This is a genomic window from Streptomyces sp. NPDC046759 (assembly GCF_040645475.1).
In the GTDB taxonomy this organism is placed as follows: Bacteria; Actinomycetota; Actinomycetes; order Streptomycetales; family Streptomycetaceae; genus Streptomyces.
Genome location: NZ_JBEYYJ010000012.1, coordinates 82,659 through 101,618 on the forward strand (window position 1 = coordinate 82,659; position 18,960 = coordinate 101,618).

Genomic DNA, 18,960 nt, shown 5'->3' on the forward strand with positions numbered 1-18,960 from the left:
TGTAGACAGTACTTGCTGCGCCCGGCCCTGTGGCAAGCGCCTAACCCCACAAGACGTGGGCGAGTGAGACCCCGGCGAAGGCCGCGGCGAGCCCCGACACGACGCTCGCCGCGATGTTCACCGAAGCGTAGAGGCCGGATCCGGCCTCGGCGAGCCGCAGGGTCTCGTAGGAGAACGTCGAGTACGTCGTCAGCGCGCCGCACAGCCCGGTGCCCAGCAGAAGCTGCAGATGGGGCCCGGCGGCCCCGGCGGAGGCCGCGCCGGTGAGCAGCCCGAGGATCAGACACCCGGTGACGTTCACCACGAAGGTGCCCCAGGGGAAGACCGAGTCGTGGCGGGCCTGCACGGCACGGTCGGTGAGATAGCGCAGCGGTGCGCCGACCACGGCTCCCGCGACGACGAGCAGCCAGTTCACGAAGACTTCTCACCCTTCGGATCCGTACCGCCCGGACCGCGTCCCACGTACCGGACCACCTCGCACTCCTCCAGGGTCACGAGACCCTCGTCGACCAGTTCGTCGAGCTGCGGCAGGAACGCGCGTACGCGCTCCTCGGTGTCCACGACGACGACGGCCACGGGCAGGTCCTCACTCAGGGACAGCAGGCGTGCGGTGTGGATGCGGGAGGAGGCACCGAAACCCTCGATGCCCCGGAAGACGCTCGCCCCGGCGAGACCGGCCGCGTGCGCGCGGTGGACGATCTCGGAGTAGAGGGGCTTGTGGTGCCAGGTGTCGTCCTCGCCGATGTAGACGGTCAGCCTGAGGGCCCGGCCCGAGAGTGATGTCATCCCTGCCTCCTGACGAGCACCCGGCGGGCGGCGACCGAAGCCAGCCACACCGCGGCGAGGGCCGCGCACAGGGTCGCGGCGAGATAGGCGAGTCCGGCTTCCGGGCGGCCGGCGCCGACCAGTTTGCGGATGTCGACGGCATAGGTGGAGAAGGTGGTGAAGCCGCCGAGCACGCCGGTGCCGAAGAAGGGGCGGACGAGGCGGTGCGCGGCCCACACCTCGGTGATGAGGACCATGAAGATACCGATCACCGCGCAGCCGATGACATTGGTCCAGAAAGTCGCCCAGGGGAAGCCGCCGGGCGGCGTGGGCCAGGCGAGGGCGAGGCCGTAGCGGGCACAGGCGCCGAGGGCGCCGCCGAGGGCGACCACCGTGACGACGGGCGTCTGGGCACGCCGCTCGGAGCGCCCCCCGGGGGCGCTGCGGGCGCGGAGGCTCTCGGCTTCCGGGGCTGTCATGCTGGTACGTCTCCTGTTCGGCCCGCCCCGACGGGTGATCACGGCCGGGCACCAGGGTACCGCCGTGTCAGCGGGCGCCTGACCGTGCGCAGACCGCGACCCCGCGCTCGTGCAGGCTGCCGAGGACGAGGTGGTCCCCGGTCGCGCAGACGCTGGTGACCATGCGGAAGCCGGAGCGGCGGCGCGTCAGGTGCCGGACCGTTCGTCCCGCGTCGTCGAGGGCCATCACGCCGATCGTCCCGGCCGGGCGGTACGGCGCGTGCACGGCGGCCCGGGCGGCGGCGCCGCGCACGGCGGGCGGGCTGCGGTGCAGGAGCTCCAGGGGCGGGACCCGGGGACTCGCGAGCGCCACCCAGAACGGGCCGCCGGGGCCCTCGCGCCAGAGGTTGTCCGGCATGCCGGGAAGCGTGGCGAAGAGATCGGTGCGGCCGGCCTTCGGACCGGTGAGGTGGTAGCGGGTCAGGCGGCAGCTGCCGGTCTCGGCGATCACCAGGAAGGAGCCGTCGGCGCCGGCCGCCACACCGTTGGCGAACTGCAGCCCCTCCAGGACGACTTCGGGCGCCCCGCCCTCGGGCGGAAGGCGCAGCAGCCGTCCGGTGCCGCTGTGTTCGACGATGTCGCCGATCCACCGGCCGAGCGGATAGCGGCGGCTGGAGACGGTGAAGTACACGCTGCCGTCGGGCAGGGCGACGACATTGCTGCAGAAGCGCAGCCGTTCCCCCGCCACCGAGTCCGCGAGGACGCGGACGGTGCCCGCGCCGGGGTCGACGCGCAGCAGGCCGCGTTCCGCGTCGCACACCAACAGGCCGCCGTCCGGCAGCGGTTCGAGTCCGAGCGGGCGGCCTCCGGTGTCGGCCAGCACCTCCACGCGGGCCGTGCGCGGGGAGCCCAGATGGTGGACGCGCAGGATCCGGCCGTCCGCCACTCCGGTCAGCACGCGCCCCTGCCCGTCGGCCACGACGTCCTCGGGGCCGCGGGCACCCAGGGAGACGTAGTGGAGCGGGACGAGTGCCGTGGATCGGTCCACGTGCGTGCCCTTCGCCGTCGGCCGGCCCGCCCTGCCGGCCGGCCGTGCACCCAGTGTCCTTTCCTCACCAGCCCTTCTCGAACACCCGGGCCACCTCGGCGATACGGATCTCGTCGCGCCGGTAACGGGTGCGGCAGCGGACGCGGCGGGTGCGCAGCAGGCCGAGCCGGGTGAGGAAGTCCAGATGGGCGAGGGCGGTGCGGCGCGGTACACCCAGTTTGGCGGCCACGGCCCGCGCGGTGACGCCCGTCTCGGCGAGGTCGCGGCCCCGGGGCGCCGGGAAGTGGGTCTCGGGGTCCTTGAGCCATTCCAGAATCGTCCGCCGCATCCGGCCCGAGGGGGTTCCCGTCATCCGTCCGCCTCCGTCCCCGGCCTCCTCGTACGCAGTGTTCCCAACTCTGACCCGGGCGACGCCGTCGCGTGCGGGACTCGGCGGTCGTTGTCCGGTACCGAACGGCCGTGCGACCGAGGATGTGCATATGACCCCGCGCCAGGTGACCGTGATGACGGTGACGTCGATGGCGGTGCTCGGGGCGATCGGGTCGGTGCTCGGGGTCACGCTGGGCATCGCCGCGTACGAGACGGTGATCCCCCGGATGACGGCGGGAGCCGACATCACCCCGCCGTCGTCCACGACGGACGTCCGGCACGCGCCGAGGCTGGCGGAACCGGCGGCGGCCGGGCTCGTGATCGCCGTGCTGGCGCGCTGGTGGCCGCCCGACCGCGCCGCCCGCCTCACCGTCGCCGAAGTGCTGCACAAGGAGGAGGGCCACCCGGATCCGCAAGCGGTCGGGATCGGGCCCGCAAGCGGTCAGGATCGAAGAAGCCGCGCCGGGCTCCGCGGCTCTAGCGTGAGGTGCACCGGCGGACGTGCCGCCGGGCCGCGCATCCCAGAAGGAGACTCCCATGACCGCCGGCGTGCAGACGATCATCTACCCCGTCAAGGACAGGGACCGTGCCAAGGCACTGTTCACCGCCCTGCTGGGGGTCGAGCCCTATGTGAACGAGCCCTACTACGTCGGCGTCAAGGCCGGGGGCCAGGACGTGGGCCTCGACCCGAACGGGCACGCCCAGGGCCTGACCGGACCGGTGCCGTACTGGCACGTCACCGACCTCCGGGAGCGGCTCGCGGGCCTGCTGGAGGCGGGCGCCGAGGTGGTCCAGGACGTACGGGACGTCGGCAACGGCCGGCTGATCGCCTCCGTGCGGGACGCCGACGGCAACCTGATCGGCCTGCTCCAGGATCCGGCCGCCTGAGCACCGGCCCGGCCGCGCTTGCACCCGCAGTAGTTGCACACTCAACGATTGACGGGATCGGTGCTACGGTGCGGGTATGGCAGTCAAGACGGCCGACGCCCGGCTCGAGGAACGGTGGCGGGACATCCTCGCCGTACACGCGCGCACCATGTGCGAGATCGACCGGGCCCTGCACCCGCACGGGCTGGGCGCCAGCGACTTCGAGGTGCTGGACATCCTGGCGGCCGAGTCGCCCGCAGAGGGCGACCAGTGCCGGGTGCAGAACCTGGTCGGGAGGGTCCATCTCAGCCAGAGCGCGCTGTCCCGGCTGATCGGCCGGCTGGAGAAGGACGGGCTGGTGGAACGCTCGGTGTGCGCGGAGGACCGGCGCGGGGTGTGGGTGGCCCTCACCTCCAAGGGCCGCACGCTGCACGCCGAGGTGCTGCCGCTGCAGCGCGCCGTGCTGGAGCGCATGCTCACCGGGCAGGAACGTTAGGCACGGCCGTCACGTCAGAGCACCAGCTCGGCCCCGTCGGGCAGGATCTCGATGCTCTCGTCGGCGACATGCGCGCGTGCCGGTGACGCCGGGTCGAGCAGCGGGTTCGTGTTGTTGAGGTGGGTGTAGATCCGGCGGGCGCCGAGATGCCGGGCCAGCGCCGCGAGGGTGCCGTCCGGGCCCGTGACCGGAAGGTGGCCCATGGCGGCCTGCCCGGCGCCGGGCCGTACCGTCGTCCCCATCTCGTCGGCCGCGTAGAAGGTGCCGTCCAGCAGTACGCAGTCGGCCTCGGCGCACAGCTCGTCCAGGGCCTGGCTCCAGGCGCCCACGCAGGGCGCGTACACCAGCACTCCCCCGCTGGCCAGATCCTCGATGCGGTACGCCGTCACCCACGCGTCGGCCGGCTCCGGAGTCGGCGCCGGTACGTACCTGGGGATCTTCGCGCCCACCGGATGGGCCGTGACCACCAGCCCGCCCGCCAGCACGAAACCGCCGTCGGCCAGGCTGTCCGCCCACTCCCAGGGTGCGTAGCGGTCCAGGGCGGCACGGGCGGGGGCCAGCACGGCGCGGACCGGCGGGGCGGCATAGACCTTCAGCCCCGCCGCTCCGCGCAGTTCGCCCAGGCCCGTGACATGGTCGGCCTCGGCGTCGGTGAGCAGGACGCCGCGCAGCGGGGTGTCCCGTGGGCCGGGACCGGGCCACAGCGCCGGTGTGGCGCTGAGCTGGGCACGCAGATCGGGCGAGGCGTTCAGCAGCCACCAGTCACGGCCGTTGCCCGTGACGGCAGCGCACTCCTGGGTACGGGAGGGCAGCTTGCCGTCCCGGGCGCCCCTGCACAGTGAGCAGGCACAGTTCCACTGCGGGAAGCCGCCACCGGCGGCGGTGCCCAGCAGGACGACCCTCACGACCATCGGCTCCTTCGCGCGCCGCGCTTTGTGTCTCTCGCCGGGGATCTTCCCCGTCCGGAGCCCTGTGACCACCCCTTGGCAGGGGGCAGTTCCGGCCGTCCTTCGCCGCGGCGGCGTCGTTCTCTCGCCCGAGGGGGCGGGCTCCCGCCCGATGGGGCGGGTGCGAACGCTTCCCGGGTGCCGGTGCCGTCGCTTCCCGCGTGGGTGCGGGTGCGGACGTTCTCGTGCGCGGCGGGTGCGGGTGGGGGTGGGGGTGGGGGTGCGGGTGCGGGTGGGGGTGCGGGGCAAACGCTTCACGCATGGGTGCGGGCGCGGGTGCGGGGGCGGACGCTTCTCGCGACCCCGCGGCGGAGCCGCGTGCTCGACACGGCCCCGCGGGGGGGCCGTCACCTGGCCAGCAGCGTGCGTACCCCCTGTGACGTGAGCGTCAGAGCGTGGGTGGAGTTGCCGTCGATGGCCAGGGAGAGCTCCTCCTCGGGCCATTGGGAGGCCAGGGCGCCCAGCGGGATGAGGCGGTAGCGGGAGACGAACGGCAGCAGGCCGGCCATCTCGCCCTCCGTGGTGAAGACGGGGACGACAGGGTCGCCTCCCGGCTGTTCGAGGACGGGCAGGGCCACGGTGGTGGCGTCGGCGCCCTCCCCGTCGATCGCGTCGTCCGGCACGGGGACGAGCACGTCACTGTGGGCGAGTACGTCCAGCGCGGCCTGGTCCTCGGCGTTCGAGGCGAGCGCGTCCAGCGCCTGCTGGGCCGGCGTCGGCAGGTCGTTGTGTGCGGGTGTCTCCATAGCAGATCCCCAGGTAGCGGCGGTGTTTCGGCCACCCGGTGCGGCTCCGCTCCCGGGCGTGCTCCGCCTCGCGTACCCGGTGGGCTCGCGGACATGCGTGCGGATCGACCGGAGATCCGGTGGTGTCCCGACCCGGCGGTGGCCCGGAACGGTGAGAATCGGGCGACGAAGGCCGCCGCCTTCAGGGGACGGAACCCTGTGCCGGCGCAGCCCTGCGTCCCGGGGGTCTCCTGGAGCGTGTCGCCCGGCGGGCGCCACAGCGGCTGCGCCTCCCGGGCGTCGAGGGGACGCCCGGACACTGCTGGTCCCCTAGCTCCGGCCGGTGCCGGAGCCCGCGACAACAGCCCGGTGAGCGGCTGCCGGCCGAGGCTGCGGGCGGGCACCTCGCGGATCAGCGGCACCGGGGCCGGAAAACCGCGCTCGTACGCCACGCCGGTGCCGTCCGCGGCCCGCTCCCCGCTCCCGCTTCCGCTCCCCGTACTGGTACCCGTCCTGCCCCGGACCCAGCTCCCCGGCGACAGCCGCCTCGTACGCCTCGCGTCCGGCGAGGGTACCGGCCGCCGTGTCCGCGTCGTGGAGGCCAGGGCGCGGGCCTGGCCGAGCCGGTCGCTCGGTGGGCGGCGGTCGTCGAAGAGGACGTGGGGGGCCTGGCCGGTGCGGGTGGTGATCAGGCCCGATCAGGCCCTCCTCACACCGTTCGGCGAGGGCGGCGGGGATGGCCGTACGACTGATGCCGAACCGCTGGGCGAGGGCGTGTCCGGCGGGCAGGTGCCGTCGCCAACCTCCCGGGTCAGGCGCCGGCTGATCCGCCGGGGCTCGAGCGGGACGCCGGTCACGGACCGGGCTCCGCGAGCAGGTCGTCGATCGTGGTGACGCGGATCAGCGGCCCGTACAGCTCCATGATCTGCAGGGCCTTGAGGTGGGAGTCGTCGTCCACGCCCGCGCAGGCGTCCGCGACCACCAGCACCTCGGTGCCGGCGTCCGCGGCGGCCAGGGCGGTGGAGAGCACACAGCACTCGGTGCTGACACCGGCCAGCACCAGGCGGTCGTCCGGGCCGAGCCGGGCGGCGAGTTGCGGGGTCCACTTGCCGAAGGTGGTGGCGTCCACGACCGGGGCGACCGGCTCGGCGAACTCGTCGGACAGCTGCCAGAGGCCGGCGTCCGGTGGTCGCTGGGCGAAGGGCCACCGGTCGTAGTAGGCACGCCAGGCTCCGGCCGGTGCCCGGGGCGCGAGGAAGCGCGTGAAGGTGACGCGGCCCGAGAAGGCGGGCAGCAGACCGCGGACGCCCGCGGCCGCGTCGGCGTACCGGGGGGTGGCCCAGGGGCTCGCCGGGTCGGCGAAGACCCGCTGCATGTCGATGACGGCGAGGTGTCCGGCGGTCATGCGCTGAGCACCCCTTCGTCGGACGCCGGGCTCGGCATCCGCTCCTCCTGCGCGCGGACCCTGCCCCGGCCCGTCAGCAGGGTGCCCAGGAAGGCGAGGACCAGGGCGGCCAGGACCCCGAGGTTGGCATGGGCCCAGGATCCGGTCTTACCGCCGAGGCCGAGAGGAGCGAGGAGGTACCCCTGCCAGGTGAGCCAGCCCGCCGCGGTGTTGGTGACCAGGCCCCAGCCGACGGCGGTGGCGCCGAGGGTCAGCACCAGGGGTGCCGGGAGGATGTCGCCGTAGCGGCCGTGCGGGCGGTAGAGGTCGCCCTCGTCGTAGTCGCGGCGGCGCAGGGCCAGGTCGGCGAGCATGATGCCGCACCAGGCGGCGATGGGGACGCCGAGGGTCGTCAGGAAGCCCATGAACTGGCCGAGGAAGTCGCCGGCGAAGAACACGATGTAGACCGAACCGGCGATCATCAGGAGGCCGTCGAGGAAGGCCGCCAGATGGCGGGGCACCGGCAGACCGGCCGAGAGCAGGGCCAGGCCGGAGGAGTAGATGTCGAGGACCGCGCCGCCGACCAGGCCGAGCACCGCGACCACGGCGAACGGCACCAGGAACCAGGTCGGCAGGATCGTGGTGAGCGCGCCGATCGGGTCGGCTGCGATCGCCTTGCTGAGCGTCTGCGAGGACCCGGCCAGCAGCAGTCCGAAGACCAGCAGGAGCAGCGGCGCCACGGAGGCACCGAACGTGGTCCAGCCGATCACGCCCCGGCCTGACGAACTCCGGGGCAGATAGCGGGAGTAGTCGGCGGCGGCGTTGACCCACCCGAGGCCGAAGCCGGTCATCATGAAGACCAGGGCACCGATGAACTCCTGGGCGGAACCCGCCGGGACGGCACTGACGGTGCTCCAGTGGACGTGGCCGGCGACGAGTCCGACGTAGACGACGGTCAGGACGCCGGTGATCACGGTGATGGCCGTCTGCAGCCGCATGATCAGGCCGAAGCCCATGACCCCGCCGGTCACGGTCAGTACGGCCACCACGGTCAGGGCGACGACCTCGGTCCCGGTGCCGCCGCCCCAGCCGAGACGGCTGAGGACGGTCGCGGTGGCCATCGTGGCGAGCGCGATGAGGACGGTCTCCCAGCCGACGGTGAGCATCCAGGAGACCACCGACGGCAGCCGGTTGCCGCGCACTCCGTACGCCGCCCGGCTGAGCACCATCGTGGGCGCCGAGCCGCGCTTTCCGGCGACCGCGACGAACCCGCACAGCAGGAACGAGACGACGATGCCGAGCACTCCGGCGGCGAGGGCCTGCCAGAAGGAGATGCCGAAGCCGAACGCGAAGGCGCCGTAGCTCAGGCCGAGCACCGAGACGTTGGCTCCGAACCAGGGCCAGAACAGCGTGCTCGGGGCGCCCTTGCGCTCGGCGTCCCCGATCACGTCGAGCCCGTGCGTCTCCACTCGCAGCGGGCGGCCGGGAGATCCGCCGTCGGTGACGCCGAGCGGGTCCTGCGGTTGCGTCATCGCCGAGCCACCTGCCCTGCCTGTCCGGACGTGTCCACCGACGCTAGGCCGGGGCCCCGTGGCCGTCAAGGACGGGCCAGGGCGGCCGAACGGCCCTGCCGGCAGCCGCCGTTCAGCGGTCGAACTCCTCCTGGATCGTTGTCCTCGGCTCCTCCCGCAGGTGTTGGGAGAGCCCGGGTTTGCCGCCTTGCCGTGCACGTTCCGCGCGCTGTGCTGCGGTGTGGCCGAGGCCGGCGTCCGGGTCCGCCCGAACCGACCTCGCCACGTCCTCACGGCCCGTGTACTGCTCGGCGGGAATGCCGCGCAGCGCCTTGACCACCCCGTCCGACGCGCCCGCCGCACGCGCGGCCGTGACCAGCCGCTCCTTGTCGGCCGGGTACGACACGTCCTTCAGCGCGGCCAGCACCTCGGGGAGGCTGGGGCGTGCCGTGCTCATGACGCCTCCCTCACTCGTCGTCCTGCTCGGTCTTCCCCTCCGCGGTGTCCTGGCCCTCCGCCTGGGACCGGGGTCGTGCGTGGCGGCTGCTCCGCCTGTGCGTCGTCGGTCTCCCGCTCGCCCTCCGCCTGCGGAGGGGTGTTCTCGCTCATAGGGCCTCCCACACGCGTCGGTGTCCGTTTCGAAGCCCCCGAGTACCCGTCCGCCCCGCCTCCCATGGCCGGGGGGAATCCGTGAATCCGGTGCCAGGGGGTGGGTACCTGTGCAGTCCCGGCGCAGCGTGCGGCGCCGACGTACAGCCCGAGCACCATCTCACCGCCTGGAGGAGCCATGGCGGGTATCAGCCCCCCTGACCTTCAGAAAGCACTGTCCGGCGCGGAGTATCCGGCCAACTCGGAGCAGCTCCGGGAGGTCGCCCGGAAGAACCACGCGTCCAAGGAGGTCAACGAGCGCATCGCGCACCTAGGGAAGAAGGAGTTCCAGAACCCCGCCGAGGTGAGCAAGGCGGTCTTCCAGAACGAATGACCGCCACCGGCGTGCGGCGGCCGGGCTTCCTGCCCCGGCCGCCGCGCGCGTGTCCAAGGTCGTTGCGCCGGCCTTGCGAGGCCTGCGTGATGCGGCGGATCGGATCGCCGCTGGTCACAGGCGCGGGGCGAGCGGGTCCTGCGGTGTGCGGTGTGCGGTGTCTCTCCTCGGCGTTTGTCAGGGGCGGTTCGGGCGGTCCCGGTGTCACGGCGGTCCGCGCCGGCTCGACGACGCCGGTGACCACGGTGGCGCACCGCTGTGGCTGGTCCTCGGCCAGCGTTCATCGATGTCTTCCGCCGCACGTTCGGCCATACGCCGGGCTCCCGGGCGGCGGACGCCCGCGGACCGTTCGTCTGAGAGGCCTCGTGCCGGCGGCCCCAGCGGCCGTGTTCACCCTTCGCCCCGCACGCCGACCGGGCTGCCGCGCTCGCGGCGTGGCGCGTGCCGCGCCGGTGCGGTCCGCGGCGAGGATGGCGGACGGGAGCATTCCGGCCGGGAGGCGGTACGACGGTGTGGAGGCGGGCATGACGGTGAACCGTGTCGGTCTGGTGGTGCACGGAGGACGACCCGAGGCCGTCGCCGCGGCGCACGCGGTGCGCGCGTGGTGCGCGGAGCACGCCGTGGGGTGCGCCGACATCGACGTGTGGCAGGAGGGGGCGCGCCACAGCGCCCGGGAGGAGGTCGACGCGGCGGGCGACCCGGACCTCATCGTCACCCTCGGCGGCGACGGCACCTTCCTGCGCGGGGCACGGCTGGCGGCGGAGAGCGACGTCCCGGTCCTCGGTGTCGATCTCGGCCGCGTCGGATTCCTGACCGAGGTTCCGGTTCCCTCGGTGCGCACGGCTCTGGACACGGTCCTGGCCGGGCGGATCACCGTGGAGAGCCGGATGCTCCTCACCATGCGGGCGTCGTGCCGCCTGAAGGTGCCCGCGCAGATGGAGGCGCTGCTGCGGTACGGCCGCGGGCCGATGCTGCCGCCGCCCGCGGTGCGCGCGGAGTGCCGGACGGGTGACAACTGGGGTGTCGCCCTGAACGTCACCGCGCTGAACGACGTCGTCGTGGAGAAGCTCGCCAGGGACCGGCAGGTGTCGGTCGCCGTCTATCTGGCGGGCCGGCTCCTGGCCTCCTACTCGGCCGACGCGCTGCTGGTGGCCACGCCCACGGGCTCCACCGCGTACAGCTTCGCCGCCGGCGGCCCGGTGGTCTCGCCGCGCGCGGAGGGCCTGGTCTTCACGCCGGTCGCCCCGCACATGGTGTTCAACCGCTCGGTGGTGGCCGCCCCCGACGAGCCCGTCGCGCTGCGCATCCTCCAGCGGTCGGGCCAGGCCGCCGTCAGCATCGACGGCCAGCTCCGCGGAGTGCTGAGCCCGGGGGACTGGATCGGCGTGTACGCCGCGCCCCGCCGGCTGAAGGCGGTCCGGCTGGGTCCGACGGACTTCTACGGCCGGCTGCGCGAGCGCATGAACCTCACCGACGCGCCGGCGGCGCTCGCCGACGGGGAGGCCACTCCGCTGTGGCCGGTGACCACACCACCGCCGGGCGACCTCGCCCACCTCGCGCTGCCGCCGGCTCCCGACGACGGGCACGGGTCGGCCTGACGTCCGGTGCCCTGCTGGGCCGCGGCGTCGGCCATGTCGAGCACGGCGCGCAGGGTGGCGGTGGCCACGGCCGGCGCGGCATCCGCCGGGAACGCCAGGCGCAGGCCGAGCACGGGGCCGCCGGCACCGTGCTCCGTGGCGGCCGTCACACAGGGATCCGGCTGCTGATGTCCTGCGCGGTGACGAGCTCGTGGTGCCGTACGCCGGTCGGACGACCGGTGAACGAGACGAGGGTCAGCTCGCGCAGGAGTGCCTCCCGGTGCTGTTGCGCCGCCAGGTACAGCGGGTGGGGCAGGTCGGTCAGCGTGACCGGCGCCGTCCGGCCGGAGGGCGGCGCCGCCTCCCACGGTGACGAGGGCGGCGCCGGCGCGTGCGACCACAGGGCGAACCAGACCGTCTTGCGGTGCTCCTCGACGGGGACGCCGTGAGCGGAGGACAGGTCCTCCACCAGTGCCAGGCCCCATCCGGTACAGGCGTACACCGGGCGCGCCTGCAGCGCGGGACGGTACTCCGGGCAGCCGTCGACGACCCCCACGTGCACCCGGCCGGCGCCGGCCCGGCACCTGGATCTCGACGTCGGTGCGCGCGTGCAGCACCGCGTGGGTCACCAGTTCCGCGGCCAGCAGCTCGGCGGTCTCCATCGTCTGCGGTGCCAGGCCGCCCAGCGCCGACCGCACGAACCGCCGCGCGGCCGCGACGCTCTTGGGCCGCGGGGGAAACCGTCTCGACGGCGCCCCCGGCGGACTCAGGCCACCCGTACCGACACGATGTACCCAGGAACAGGGACGGAACGAGTGGATCCGGGGATCGCGCACGCATCGATCGGGCGGGCGAGCCTGCGCGGGGACGGCAGGGCCCGTCGCAGTCCCCGCCGGTCAGTTCGCCGAGGACGCCTGGTTCGTCGTGGACTGCTCCCGCCGCGGCAGCTTCCAGTTCGGCCGCGGGAAGTGGCACGTGTAGCCGTCGGGGTAGCGCTCCAAGTAGTCCTGGTGCTCCGGCTCCGCCTCCCAGAAGTCGCCCACGGGTTCCACCTCCGTGACCACCTTCCCCGGCCACAGCCCGCTCGCCTCGACGTCCGCGATCGTGTCCACGGCCACTCGGTGCTGTTGCTCGTCGCCGTAGAAGATGGCGGACCGGTAGCTTCGCCCGAGGTCGTTGCCCTGGCGGTCCTTCGTGGTCGGATCGTGGATCTGGAAGAAGAACTCCAGGATGTCGCGGTAGGTCGTGACCGCGGGATCGAAGACGATCTCGATGGCCTCGGCGTGGTCGCCGTGGTTGCGGTACGTGGCGTTCGGCGTGTCACCACCGCTGTAGCCGACGCGGGTGGACACCACACCCGGCTGCTTGCGGATCAGATCCTGCATCCCCCAGAAGCAGCCGCCTGCCAGCACGGCCCGCTCGGTTCCCACGGTCATCGGTCCACTCCCTGACGCTCGACGAGCCCGGCGCGGTCGTCGTGCCGGTTGCACGGTCATCCAGCCTAGTACCGGCCCTGAGCGTCCGAGCAACGGGCGCCCTGGGGCGCCGCGGCCGCGGCATGCCGCGGGCCGGCACCCCCGGCGCCCCGTCCGCCCGGTACCCGGCGCCGGGGCCGGCCCCTTCACTCAACTCCCGCTCGCCAGTTCCGGGTTCGCCCGGCACGCCACAGGACCACCGGCACCGGAAATCCGGTGCAGAGTTGGTCTAGTCCTCTTGACGGGATCACCCGTCGGCGCTTTGGTATGTACCAACGTTCCGCCCTGCGCAACCCACCCCACCACTCCCCGCCCGCGGGCATCCCCGAAAGGGGCACTGTCATGCACCTGGCAAGATCTGCGGCTTCCGTGTGCGCTCTCGCGCTCGCCGCCACCGGCGCCGTCGTCGCTCTGGCACCTGCCGGCAGCGCCGCGGCGAGCAGGGTCTACTCCGTCGCCCCCTATGCCGACATGTCGAACGGCCAGGAAGGACTGCTCGACACGGCCATCACAGGACACCGGCTCAAGGCCTACACAGCGGCGTTCGTGCTCGGCGAAGGCTGCAACCAGATCTGGGGCGACACGCTGCCCCTCGGCAACGACTCCTACACCGACCCCGAGATCGCCAGGGCAAGGGCCGAGGGCGCCTCCGTCATCATCTCCTCCGGCGGGGCGAGCGGTGAACCGCTCGCCTGGACCTGCTCCACCCAGAGCAGCATCGACGCCGGCTACCAGGCCATCATCGACGACTACGGCGTCACCCGGCTCGACTTCGACGTCGAGGGCGCCGCCGTCGCGGACACCGCGGCCGCGGCCCGCCAGATGCAGGCGATGAAGGACCTCAAGGCGGCCGACCCCGGTCTGCAGTTCTCCATGACCCTGCCGGTCCTGACAAGCGGCCTGACCAACGACGGCGTCAACATCCTCAAGGCCGCCAAGAACGCGGGTGTCAAGATCGACGTGGTCAACATCATGACCATGGACTACTACGCCGGCACCGGCACCGAGATGGGCCAGGGCGCGGTCTCGGCCGCGAAGGCCACGCTGGCGCAGATGCAGTCGGTCGACTCCGGCTACTCCTACGCCAACCTCGGGATCACCCCGATGATCGGCAAGAACGACGACGGTTCCACGTTCACCCTGGCGGACGCCCAGACGGTGGAGAGCTTCGCGGCGCAGAACGGCGTCGGGCGGCTGGCGTTCTGGTCGGTCAACCGGGACCAGCCGTGCAGCGGCAGCGCCAATTCGCTCTCCACCTGCAGCGGGATCAGCCAGAACAGTCTCGCGTTCACGGACGCCTTCGTGCCGTACGAGGGCAGCTCGGGCGGAGGCGGAGGCACGTCCGGTGACTTCTCCCTGTCCCTCTCTCCGGGCTCCGCGTCAATCGCCCAGGGCGGTTCCGCGAGCGCGACCGTCTCCACGGCCGTCACGGCCGGCAGCGCCGAATCCGTCAGCCTCTCCGCCTCCGGCGCCCCCACCGGGGTCAGCGTCTCCTTCAGCCCCGGATCCGTGACGTCCGGGGGCACCTCGACACTGACCGCGACGGTCGGTTCGTCCGTGGCCGCGGGCACCTACCCGATCACCGTCACCGGCAGCGCCGCCGGCGGCAGCCACAGTGCGACCTACACACTCACCGTCACCAGCAGTGGCGGCGGGGGTGGCGGAGGCGGGGGCTCGCTGACCAACGCCGGCTTCGAAACCGGCGCTCTGAGCCCGTGGACCTGCACGGCAGGCAGCACCGTGGTCTCCGGCCCCGTCCACACCGGCAGCCACGCCCTCCAGGTCAGCCCGAGTTCCAGCAGCACCGGCGAATGCGACCAGACCGTCACCCTCTCCCCCAACCACAGCTACACACTGACCGGTTGGGTCGAGGGTGCCTACGCCTACATCGGGGTCAGCGGCGGCGCGACCGCCAGTACGTGGTCCGACAACGCGAACTGGAACCAGCTGAAGGTCGCGTTCACCACCGGCAGCAGCGGAACGGTCACCGTCTACGTCCACGGCTGGTACGGCCAGTCCGACGTGCACGCCGACGACTTCACTCTGGGCTAGTCCTCTGACCGCAGAGGTTCGCCGGGTCTGCCGGCCGCGGTGGTGCCCCGCCCGCACGGCACGGCGAGCCAGGCGGACGGGCCTGGAGTGCTCCGTAGACCGGCTGAGGGGGTTCCGCCCCGGCGAGCAGTTCGAGCGCCGTCGCGCCTGCCTCCGCCGGGGTCAGGCGGGCGCCCTTGTCGGCCGTGGGGCCGGGGCGCCAGCCCTCCATGACCGTGATGCGGCCGCCCTCGGCCTCGAAGACCCGGCCCGTCACCCCCGCGCAGGCGCCGGAGCCGAGCCAGACCACGAGCGGGGAGACGTTCTGCGGGGCCATCGCGTCGAAGCCGCCGTCCTCCGGGGCGGCCATGGCCTCGGCGAAGGCCCGTTCGGTCATCCGGGTCCGGGCGGCCGGGGCGATGGCGTTGACCTGGACGCCGTAGCGGCTCAGTTCGGCGGCGGCGACGAGGGTCAGGCCGACGACGCCGGCCTTGGCGGCGGAGTAGTTGCCCTGGCCGACACTGCCCAGCAGCCCGGCTCCCGAAGCGGTGTTGACCACGCGGGCCTCGGGCGTGCGTCCCGCCTTCGCCTCGGCACGCCAGTGTGCGGCGGCGTGCCTGAGCGGCAGGAAGTGGCCCTTGAGGTGGACGCGCACGACCGCGTCCCAGTCGTCCTCGTCGAGGTTCACGAGCATGCGGTCGCGCAGGAACCCGGCGTTGTTGACCAGCGTGTCCAGGCGGCCGTAGGCCGCCAGGGCGGTGGCGACGAGCGAGGCCGCGCCCTGGGAGGTGGCGATGTCACCGCCGTGCGCGACCGCCTCGCCGCCGAGGGCGCGGATCTCGTCGACGACCCGCCCCGCCGGTCCGGAGGTCCCGCCGGTGCCGTCGAGGCCGACGCCGAGGTCGTTGACGACGACCCTGGCTCCCTCGGCGGCGAGGGCGAGGGCGTGGGCGCGGCCCAGGCCGCGGCCCGCGCCGGTGACGACGGCGACGCGTCCGGTGCACAGTCCGGTCATGGTGCCAGTCCTTTCGTCGGGTGGCGTGGGGCGTGCTGCCGGTTGACGCCGGCGGCGTCGAGGAAGGCGGGGCGCTCTCCTCCGCCGTGCACGTGCAGGCTCGCCCCGCTGATGTAGGCGGCCCGGTCGGAGGCGAGGAAGACGCACGCGTCGCCGACGTCGGCGGGCGTGGCGAGCCGGCCGAGCGGGACGGTGCGGGCGACGGCGTCGATGCCGTCCTCGTCCCCGTAGTGCAGATGGGACAGTTCGGTGCGGACCATGCCGGGTACGACCGTGTTGACCCGCACCCGCGGCGCCCACTCCACGGCCATCGAGCGGGCGAGGCTGTCCAGGCCGGCCTTGGCCGCGCCGTACGCCGCGGTGCCCGGTGAGGGACGGGTGCCGCTCACACTCCCGATCATCACGATCGACCCGCCCGCCCGTTGACCGAGCATCACCTCGTGCGCGGCGAGCGATGCGGTGAGGGGAGCGAGGAGGTTCAGCTCCACGACCCGGGCGTGCCGTGCCGCTCCGCCTTCGCCGAGCAACCGGAAGGGGGCGCCGCCGGCGTTGTTGACGAGAGTGTCGAGGCGGCCGTACTCGTCCCGGACCCGCGGGAAGAAGGCGCCGACCGCGTCGGGTTCGCGCAGGTCGAGGGGGAGGAAGCGGGCGGTGCGGCCGGCCGCCTCGACGGGTGCCTCCGGGGGCCGGCGCGCGCAGATGACCACGTCCGCAGCGGCCTCCAGGAAGGCCCGCGCGATGCCGGCGCCGACACCCTGGGTGCCGCCGGTGACGACCGTCACGCGTCCGGTGAGATCGATGATCGCCGCCAATGGACACCTCCCGTACGGCCCGCTCCGCTGCTACCTTCTCGCCTAACAAACGTTTGGTGGAAAGGTAGCTGATCCGCTCATGGGTGTCTCCACCTCCGTCCCCGAACCGGGTGTCGTCGTCGTCACCGTGGACTTCCCACCGGTCAACGCCCTTCCCGTGCACGGCTGGCACGAGCTGGCCGCCTCGGTGCGCGCCGCCGGAGCCGATCCGAAGGTGCGCTGCGTGGTGCTCGCCGCCGAAGGCCGCGGCTTCAGCGCCGGCGTCGACATCAAGGAGCTGCAGGGCACGGCCGGGCAGGCGGCGCTCATCGGCGCCAACCGCGGCTGCTACGAGGCGTTCGCCGCCGTGTACGACTGCGAGGTCCCGGTCGTGGCCGCCGTGCAGGGCTTCTGTCTGGGCGGCGGCATCGGCCTGGTGGGGAACGCCGACGCGATCGTCGCCGCCGACGACGCGTCCTTCGGCCTGCCCGAGTTGGACCGTGGCGCTCTGGGCGCGGCCACCCACCTGGCCCGGCTGGTGCCGCAGCACCTGATGCGGGTCCTGTACTACACCTCGCGCACCGTCACCGCCGAGGAGCTGCACCGGTACGGCTCGGTGTGGCGGGTGGTCCCGCGCGAGCGACTGCGGGGCACAGCGGTGGAGCTGGCGCAGGAGATCGCCGCCAAGGACGGGTCCCTGATCCGGCTGGCCAAGGCGGCGATCAACGGCATCGACCCGGTCGACGTCCGCCGCAGCTACCGCTTCGAGCAGGGCTTCACCTTCGAGGCCGGTCTCAGCGGCGTCGCCGACCGCGTCCGCGACACCTTCGGCCGGGACCGGGACACCGTCGCAGCGGAGCAGGAGGAGCCGTCGTGAGCAGGGACAAGACGATGACCGCCGAGGAGGCCGTGGACCGGCTGGACAGCGGCATGACGATCGGCATCGGCGGCTGGGGGTCGCGGCGCAAGCCGATGGCGCTGGTGCGGGCGCTGCTGCGCTCGGACGTCACCGACCTGACCGTCGTCTCCTACGGCGGCCCGGACGTCGGGCTGCTCGCCGCCGCGGGGAAGATCCGCACGCTCGTCGCGGCCTTCGCCACTCTGGACTCCATCCCCCTGGAGCCGCACTTCACGGCGGCCCGGCAGCGCGGCGCGCTGCACCTGGTGGAGCTGGACGAGGCCATGGTCATGTGGGGTCTGACCGCGGCCGCGCACCGGCTGCCCTTCATGCCGATCCGGGCCGGCCTCGCCTCGGACGTGATGAGGGTCAACCCCCGGCTGCGGACGGTGCGTTCGCCGTACGAGGACGGCGAGGAACTCGTCGCCGTCCCCGCGCTGCGCCTGGACGCCGCACTGGTGCACCTCAACCGCGCTGACGTGCACGGCAATGCGCAGTACCTCGGCCCCGACCCCTACTTCGACGACCTCTTCTGCGAGGCCGCCGACGCCGCCTACGTCTCCTGCGAGCGGATCGTGGACAGCCCGGACCTGCTCAAGGACGCCGGGCCACCGACCCTGCTCGTCAAGCGCGCGTTCGTGAACGGTGTCGTGGAGACCCCGAACGGCGCCCATTTCACCTCCTGCGTCCCCGACCACGACCGGGACGAGGTCTTCCAGCGCGCCTACGCACGGGCCGCCCGCGACCCGGAGGCCTGGCGGGCCTTCGCCGAGCGGTTCCTGTCCGGCGACGAGGACGCGTACCAGGCCGCGGTGTCGGCGTTCCACGAGGAGGAGGGGACGGCATGAGGGACAGCCGTACGACGACGCCGACACGGGCCGAGTACTGCGCGGTGGCCTGCGCCGAGGCCTGGCGGGATGCCGGGGAGGTGCTGGCCGCCCCGATGGGCACCGTCCCGGTGATCGGTGCCCGGCTGGCGAAACTCACCTTCTCCCCCGACCTGCTGCTCACCGACGGCGAGGCACTGCTGATCGGCGACGTTCCGGCGCTCGGCGCCAGGGCGGGGGTGGTCGAGGGCTGGCTTCCCTACCGGCAGCACCTGGCCCTGGTGGCCACCGGGCGGCGGCACGTGATGATGGGCGCGAGCCAGCTCGACCGGTACGGCAACCAGAACATCTCCTGCATCGGCGACTGGAGCCGCCCCTCCCGGCAGCTGCTGGGCGTGCGCGGCGCGCCGGTCAACACCCTGAACAACCCGACCAGTTACTGGGTCCCGCGGCACTCCAGGAGGGTGTTCGTGGAGCGGGTGGACATGGTCTGCGGCGTCGGCCACGACCGCGCCGCCGCGGCCGGCTACTCCGCGGCCCGCTACCACCGCATCGCCGACGTCGTGAGCGACCTGGGCGTCTTCGACTTCCGGACGCCCGAGCGGACGATGCGGCTGCGCTCGCTGCACCCCGGCGTCACGGTCGAGCAGGTCACCGGCGCCACCGGATTCCCGCTCGCCGTCCCGGACGAGGTGCCGTACACCCGGGAACCCACCGCCGCCGAGCTGCGGCTGATCCGCGAGGTCATCGACCCGAAGGGGTTGCGCGAGGGCGAGGTGCCGGGGTGACCGGCG

The 18,960-nt window shown here is 73.2% G+C and carries 22 protein-coding genes and 1 pseudogene; 9 read left to right on the plus strand and 14 right to left on the minus strand.

The window, feature by feature from the left end:
• Positions 1 to 40: 40 nt before the first annotated feature.
• The 5 genes from crcB (ABZ919_RS18230) to ABZ919_RS18250 form a co-directional block, all read right to left on the minus strand.
• On the minus strand, positions 41 to 415 hold the full coding sequence (gene crcB / locus ABZ919_RS18230; RefSeq protein WP_361248531.1) for a fluoride efflux transporter CrcB: 375 nt from the start codon (positions 413 to 415) through the stop codon (positions 41 to 43).
• Positions 412 to 786, minus strand: a complete 375-nt coding sequence (locus ABZ919_RS18235) for a DUF190 domain-containing protein (RefSeq protein ID WP_361248533.1) — start codon at positions 784 to 786, stop codon at positions 412 to 414. The genes crcB (ABZ919_RS18230) and ABZ919_RS18235 overlap by 4 nt, the downstream gene beginning before the upstream one ends.
• Positions 783 to 1,244, minus strand: a complete 462-nt coding sequence (crcB, locus tag ABZ919_RS18240; RefSeq protein WP_361248535.1) for a fluoride efflux transporter CrcB — start codon at positions 1,242 to 1,244, stop codon at positions 783 to 785. Before crcB (ABZ919_RS18240) ends, ABZ919_RS18235 begins: the two co-directional genes overlap by 4 nt.
• 67 nt (positions 1,245 to 1,311) lie before the next feature.
• A complete protein-coding gene (locus ABZ919_RS18245; RefSeq protein ID WP_361248536.1) occupies positions 1,312 to 2,271 on the minus strand; it encodes an SMP-30/gluconolactonase/LRE family protein in 960 nt (319 codons plus the stop codon).
• A 64-nt stretch (positions 2,272 to 2,335) separates the two neighbouring features.
• Positions 2,336 to 2,623 (minus strand): ArsR family transcriptional regulator, encoded by a 288-nt coding sequence (locus tag ABZ919_RS18250; protein ID WP_361248758.1) that lies wholly within the window; start codon positions 2,621 to 2,623, stop codon positions 2,336 to 2,338.
• Positions 2,624 to 3,177: 554 nt separating this feature from the next.
• Here ABZ919_RS18250 and ABZ919_RS18255 point away from each other — a divergent pair.
• Positions 3,178 to 3,528: a VOC family protein gene (locus tag ABZ919_RS18255; protein WP_361248538.1), complete on the plus strand. Its 351-nt coding sequence runs from the start codon at positions 3,178 to 3,180 to the stop codon at positions 3,526 to 3,528.
• Positions 3,529 to 3,604: 76 nt separating this feature from the next.
• A complete protein-coding gene (locus ABZ919_RS18260; RefSeq protein WP_361248539.1) occupies positions 3,605 to 4,003 on the plus strand; it encodes a MarR family transcriptional regulator in 399 nt (132 codons plus the stop codon).
• A gap of 14 nt (positions 4,004 to 4,017) precedes the next feature.
• Here ABZ919_RS18260 and pqqB read toward each other — a convergent pair whose 3' ends face one another.
• The 5 genes from pqqB to ABZ919_RS18285 form a co-directional block, all read right to left on the minus strand.
• Positions 4,018 to 4,908, minus strand: a complete 891-nt coding sequence (pqqB, locus tag ABZ919_RS18265) for a pyrroloquinoline quinone biosynthesis protein PqqB (RefSeq protein ID WP_361248541.1) — start codon at positions 4,906 to 4,908, stop codon at positions 4,018 to 4,020.
• A gap of 389 nt (positions 4,909 to 5,297) precedes the next feature.
• A complete protein-coding gene (locus tag ABZ919_RS18270; protein ID WP_361248542.1) occupies positions 5,298 to 5,696 on the minus strand; it encodes an SseB family protein in 399 nt (132 codons plus the stop codon).
• An 832-nt stretch (positions 5,697 to 6,528) separates the two neighbouring features.
• Entirely contained in the window at positions 6,529 to 7,080 is a 552-nt protein-coding gene (locus ABZ919_RS18275) for a cysteine hydrolase (RefSeq protein WP_361248544.1), read from the minus strand.
• The gene (locus ABZ919_RS18280; RefSeq protein WP_361248546.1) at positions 7,077 to 8,591 is read right to left on the minus strand and encodes a cytosine permease; all 1,515 of its coding nucleotides are present in this window, start codon (positions 8,589 to 8,591) and stop codon (positions 7,077 to 7,079) included. Before ABZ919_RS18280 ends, ABZ919_RS18275 begins: the two co-directional genes overlap by 4 nt.
• Positions 8,592 to 8,703: 112 nt before the next feature.
• Positions 8,704 to 9,027, minus strand: coding sequence for a DUF2795 domain-containing protein (locus tag ABZ919_RS18285; protein ID WP_361248547.1), 324 nt, complete (start codon positions 9,025 to 9,027; stop codon positions 8,704 to 8,706).
• A 330-nt stretch (positions 9,028 to 9,357) separates the two neighbouring features.
• Between ABZ919_RS18285 and ABZ919_RS18290 the strand changes: the two genes are divergently transcribed.
• The 3 genes and pseudogenes from ABZ919_RS18290 to ABZ919_RS18300 all read left to right on the plus strand — a co-directional run bounded on the left by ABZ919_RS18290 (position 9,358) and on the right by ABZ919_RS18300 (position 11,150).
• Positions 9,358 to 9,552: a DUF2795 domain-containing protein gene (locus ABZ919_RS18290; RefSeq protein ID WP_361248549.1), complete on the plus strand. Its 195-nt coding sequence runs from the start codon at positions 9,358 to 9,360 to the stop codon at positions 9,550 to 9,552.
• Between the two features lie 230 nt (positions 9,553 to 9,782).
• A pseudogene (locus ABZ919_RS18295) lies at positions 9,783 to 9,909 on the plus strand (AraC family transcriptional regulator); the annotation flags it as partial.
• A gap of 167 nt (positions 9,910 to 10,076) precedes the next feature.
• Positions 10,077 to 11,150 (plus strand): NAD(+)/NADH kinase, encoded by a 1,074-nt coding sequence (locus ABZ919_RS18300; RefSeq protein ID WP_361248551.1) that lies wholly within the window; start codon positions 10,077 to 10,079, stop codon positions 11,148 to 11,150.
• Between the two features lie 145 nt (positions 11,151 to 11,295).
• On the opposite strand, the gene ABZ919_RS18305 is transcribed toward ABZ919_RS18300, so the two are convergent.
• Positions 11,296 to 11,685 (minus strand): hypothetical protein, encoded by a 390-nt coding sequence (locus ABZ919_RS18305; RefSeq protein WP_361248553.1) that lies wholly within the window; start codon positions 11,683 to 11,685, stop codon positions 11,296 to 11,298.
• A 340-nt stretch (positions 11,686 to 12,025) separates the two neighbouring features.
• Entirely contained in the window at positions 12,026 to 12,565 is a 540-nt protein-coding gene (gene msrA, locus ABZ919_RS18310) for a peptide-methionine (S)-S-oxide reductase MsrA (protein WP_361248555.1), read from the minus strand.
• A gap of 381 nt (positions 12,566 to 12,946) precedes the next feature.
• On the opposite strand from msrA, the gene ABZ919_RS18315 reads away from it, so the two are divergent.
• Positions 12,947 to 14,656, plus strand: coding sequence for a carbohydrate binding domain-containing protein (locus ABZ919_RS18315; protein ID WP_361248557.1), 1,710 nt, complete (start codon positions 12,947 to 12,949; stop codon positions 14,654 to 14,656).
• On the opposite strand, the gene ABZ919_RS18320 is transcribed toward ABZ919_RS18315, so the two are convergent.
• Positions 14,643 to 15,650, minus strand: a complete 1,008-nt coding sequence (locus ABZ919_RS18320) for an SDR family oxidoreductase (RefSeq protein ID WP_361248558.1) — start codon at positions 15,648 to 15,650, stop codon at positions 14,643 to 14,645. The genes ABZ919_RS18315 and ABZ919_RS18320 overlap by 14 nt on opposite strands.
• Positions 15,647 to 16,462 carry an SDR family oxidoreductase gene (locus ABZ919_RS18325; protein WP_361248560.1) on the minus strand — a complete coding sequence of 272 codons (816 nt, stop codon included), beginning with the start codon at positions 16,460 to 16,462 and terminating at the stop codon, positions 15,647 to 15,649. Before ABZ919_RS18325 ends, ABZ919_RS18320 begins: the two co-directional genes overlap by 4 nt.
• Before the next feature lie 79 nt (positions 16,463 to 16,541).
• Here ABZ919_RS18325 and ABZ919_RS18330 point away from each other — a divergent pair, with 79 nt between their 5' ends.
• Genes ABZ919_RS18330 through ABZ919_RS18340 form a run of 3 tightly spaced genes read left to right on the plus strand, consistent with a single transcriptional unit; the run spans position 16,542 to position 18,954 of the window.
• On the plus strand, positions 16,542 to 17,318 hold the full coding sequence (locus ABZ919_RS18330) for an enoyl-CoA hydratase family protein (RefSeq protein WP_361248561.1): 777 nt from the start codon (positions 16,542 to 16,544) through the stop codon (positions 17,316 to 17,318).
• 14 nt (positions 17,319 to 17,332) lie between these two features.
• Positions 17,333 to 18,187, plus strand: coding sequence for a CoA-transferase (locus tag ABZ919_RS18335; protein ID WP_361248760.1), 855 nt, complete (start codon positions 17,333 to 17,335; stop codon positions 18,185 to 18,187).
• Entirely contained in the window at positions 18,184 to 18,954 is a 771-nt protein-coding gene (locus tag ABZ919_RS18340) for a CoA-transferase (RefSeq protein WP_361248563.1), read from the plus strand. Before ABZ919_RS18335 ends, ABZ919_RS18340 begins: the two co-directional genes overlap by 4 nt.
• Positions 18,955 to 18,960 lie beyond the last annotated feature (6 nt).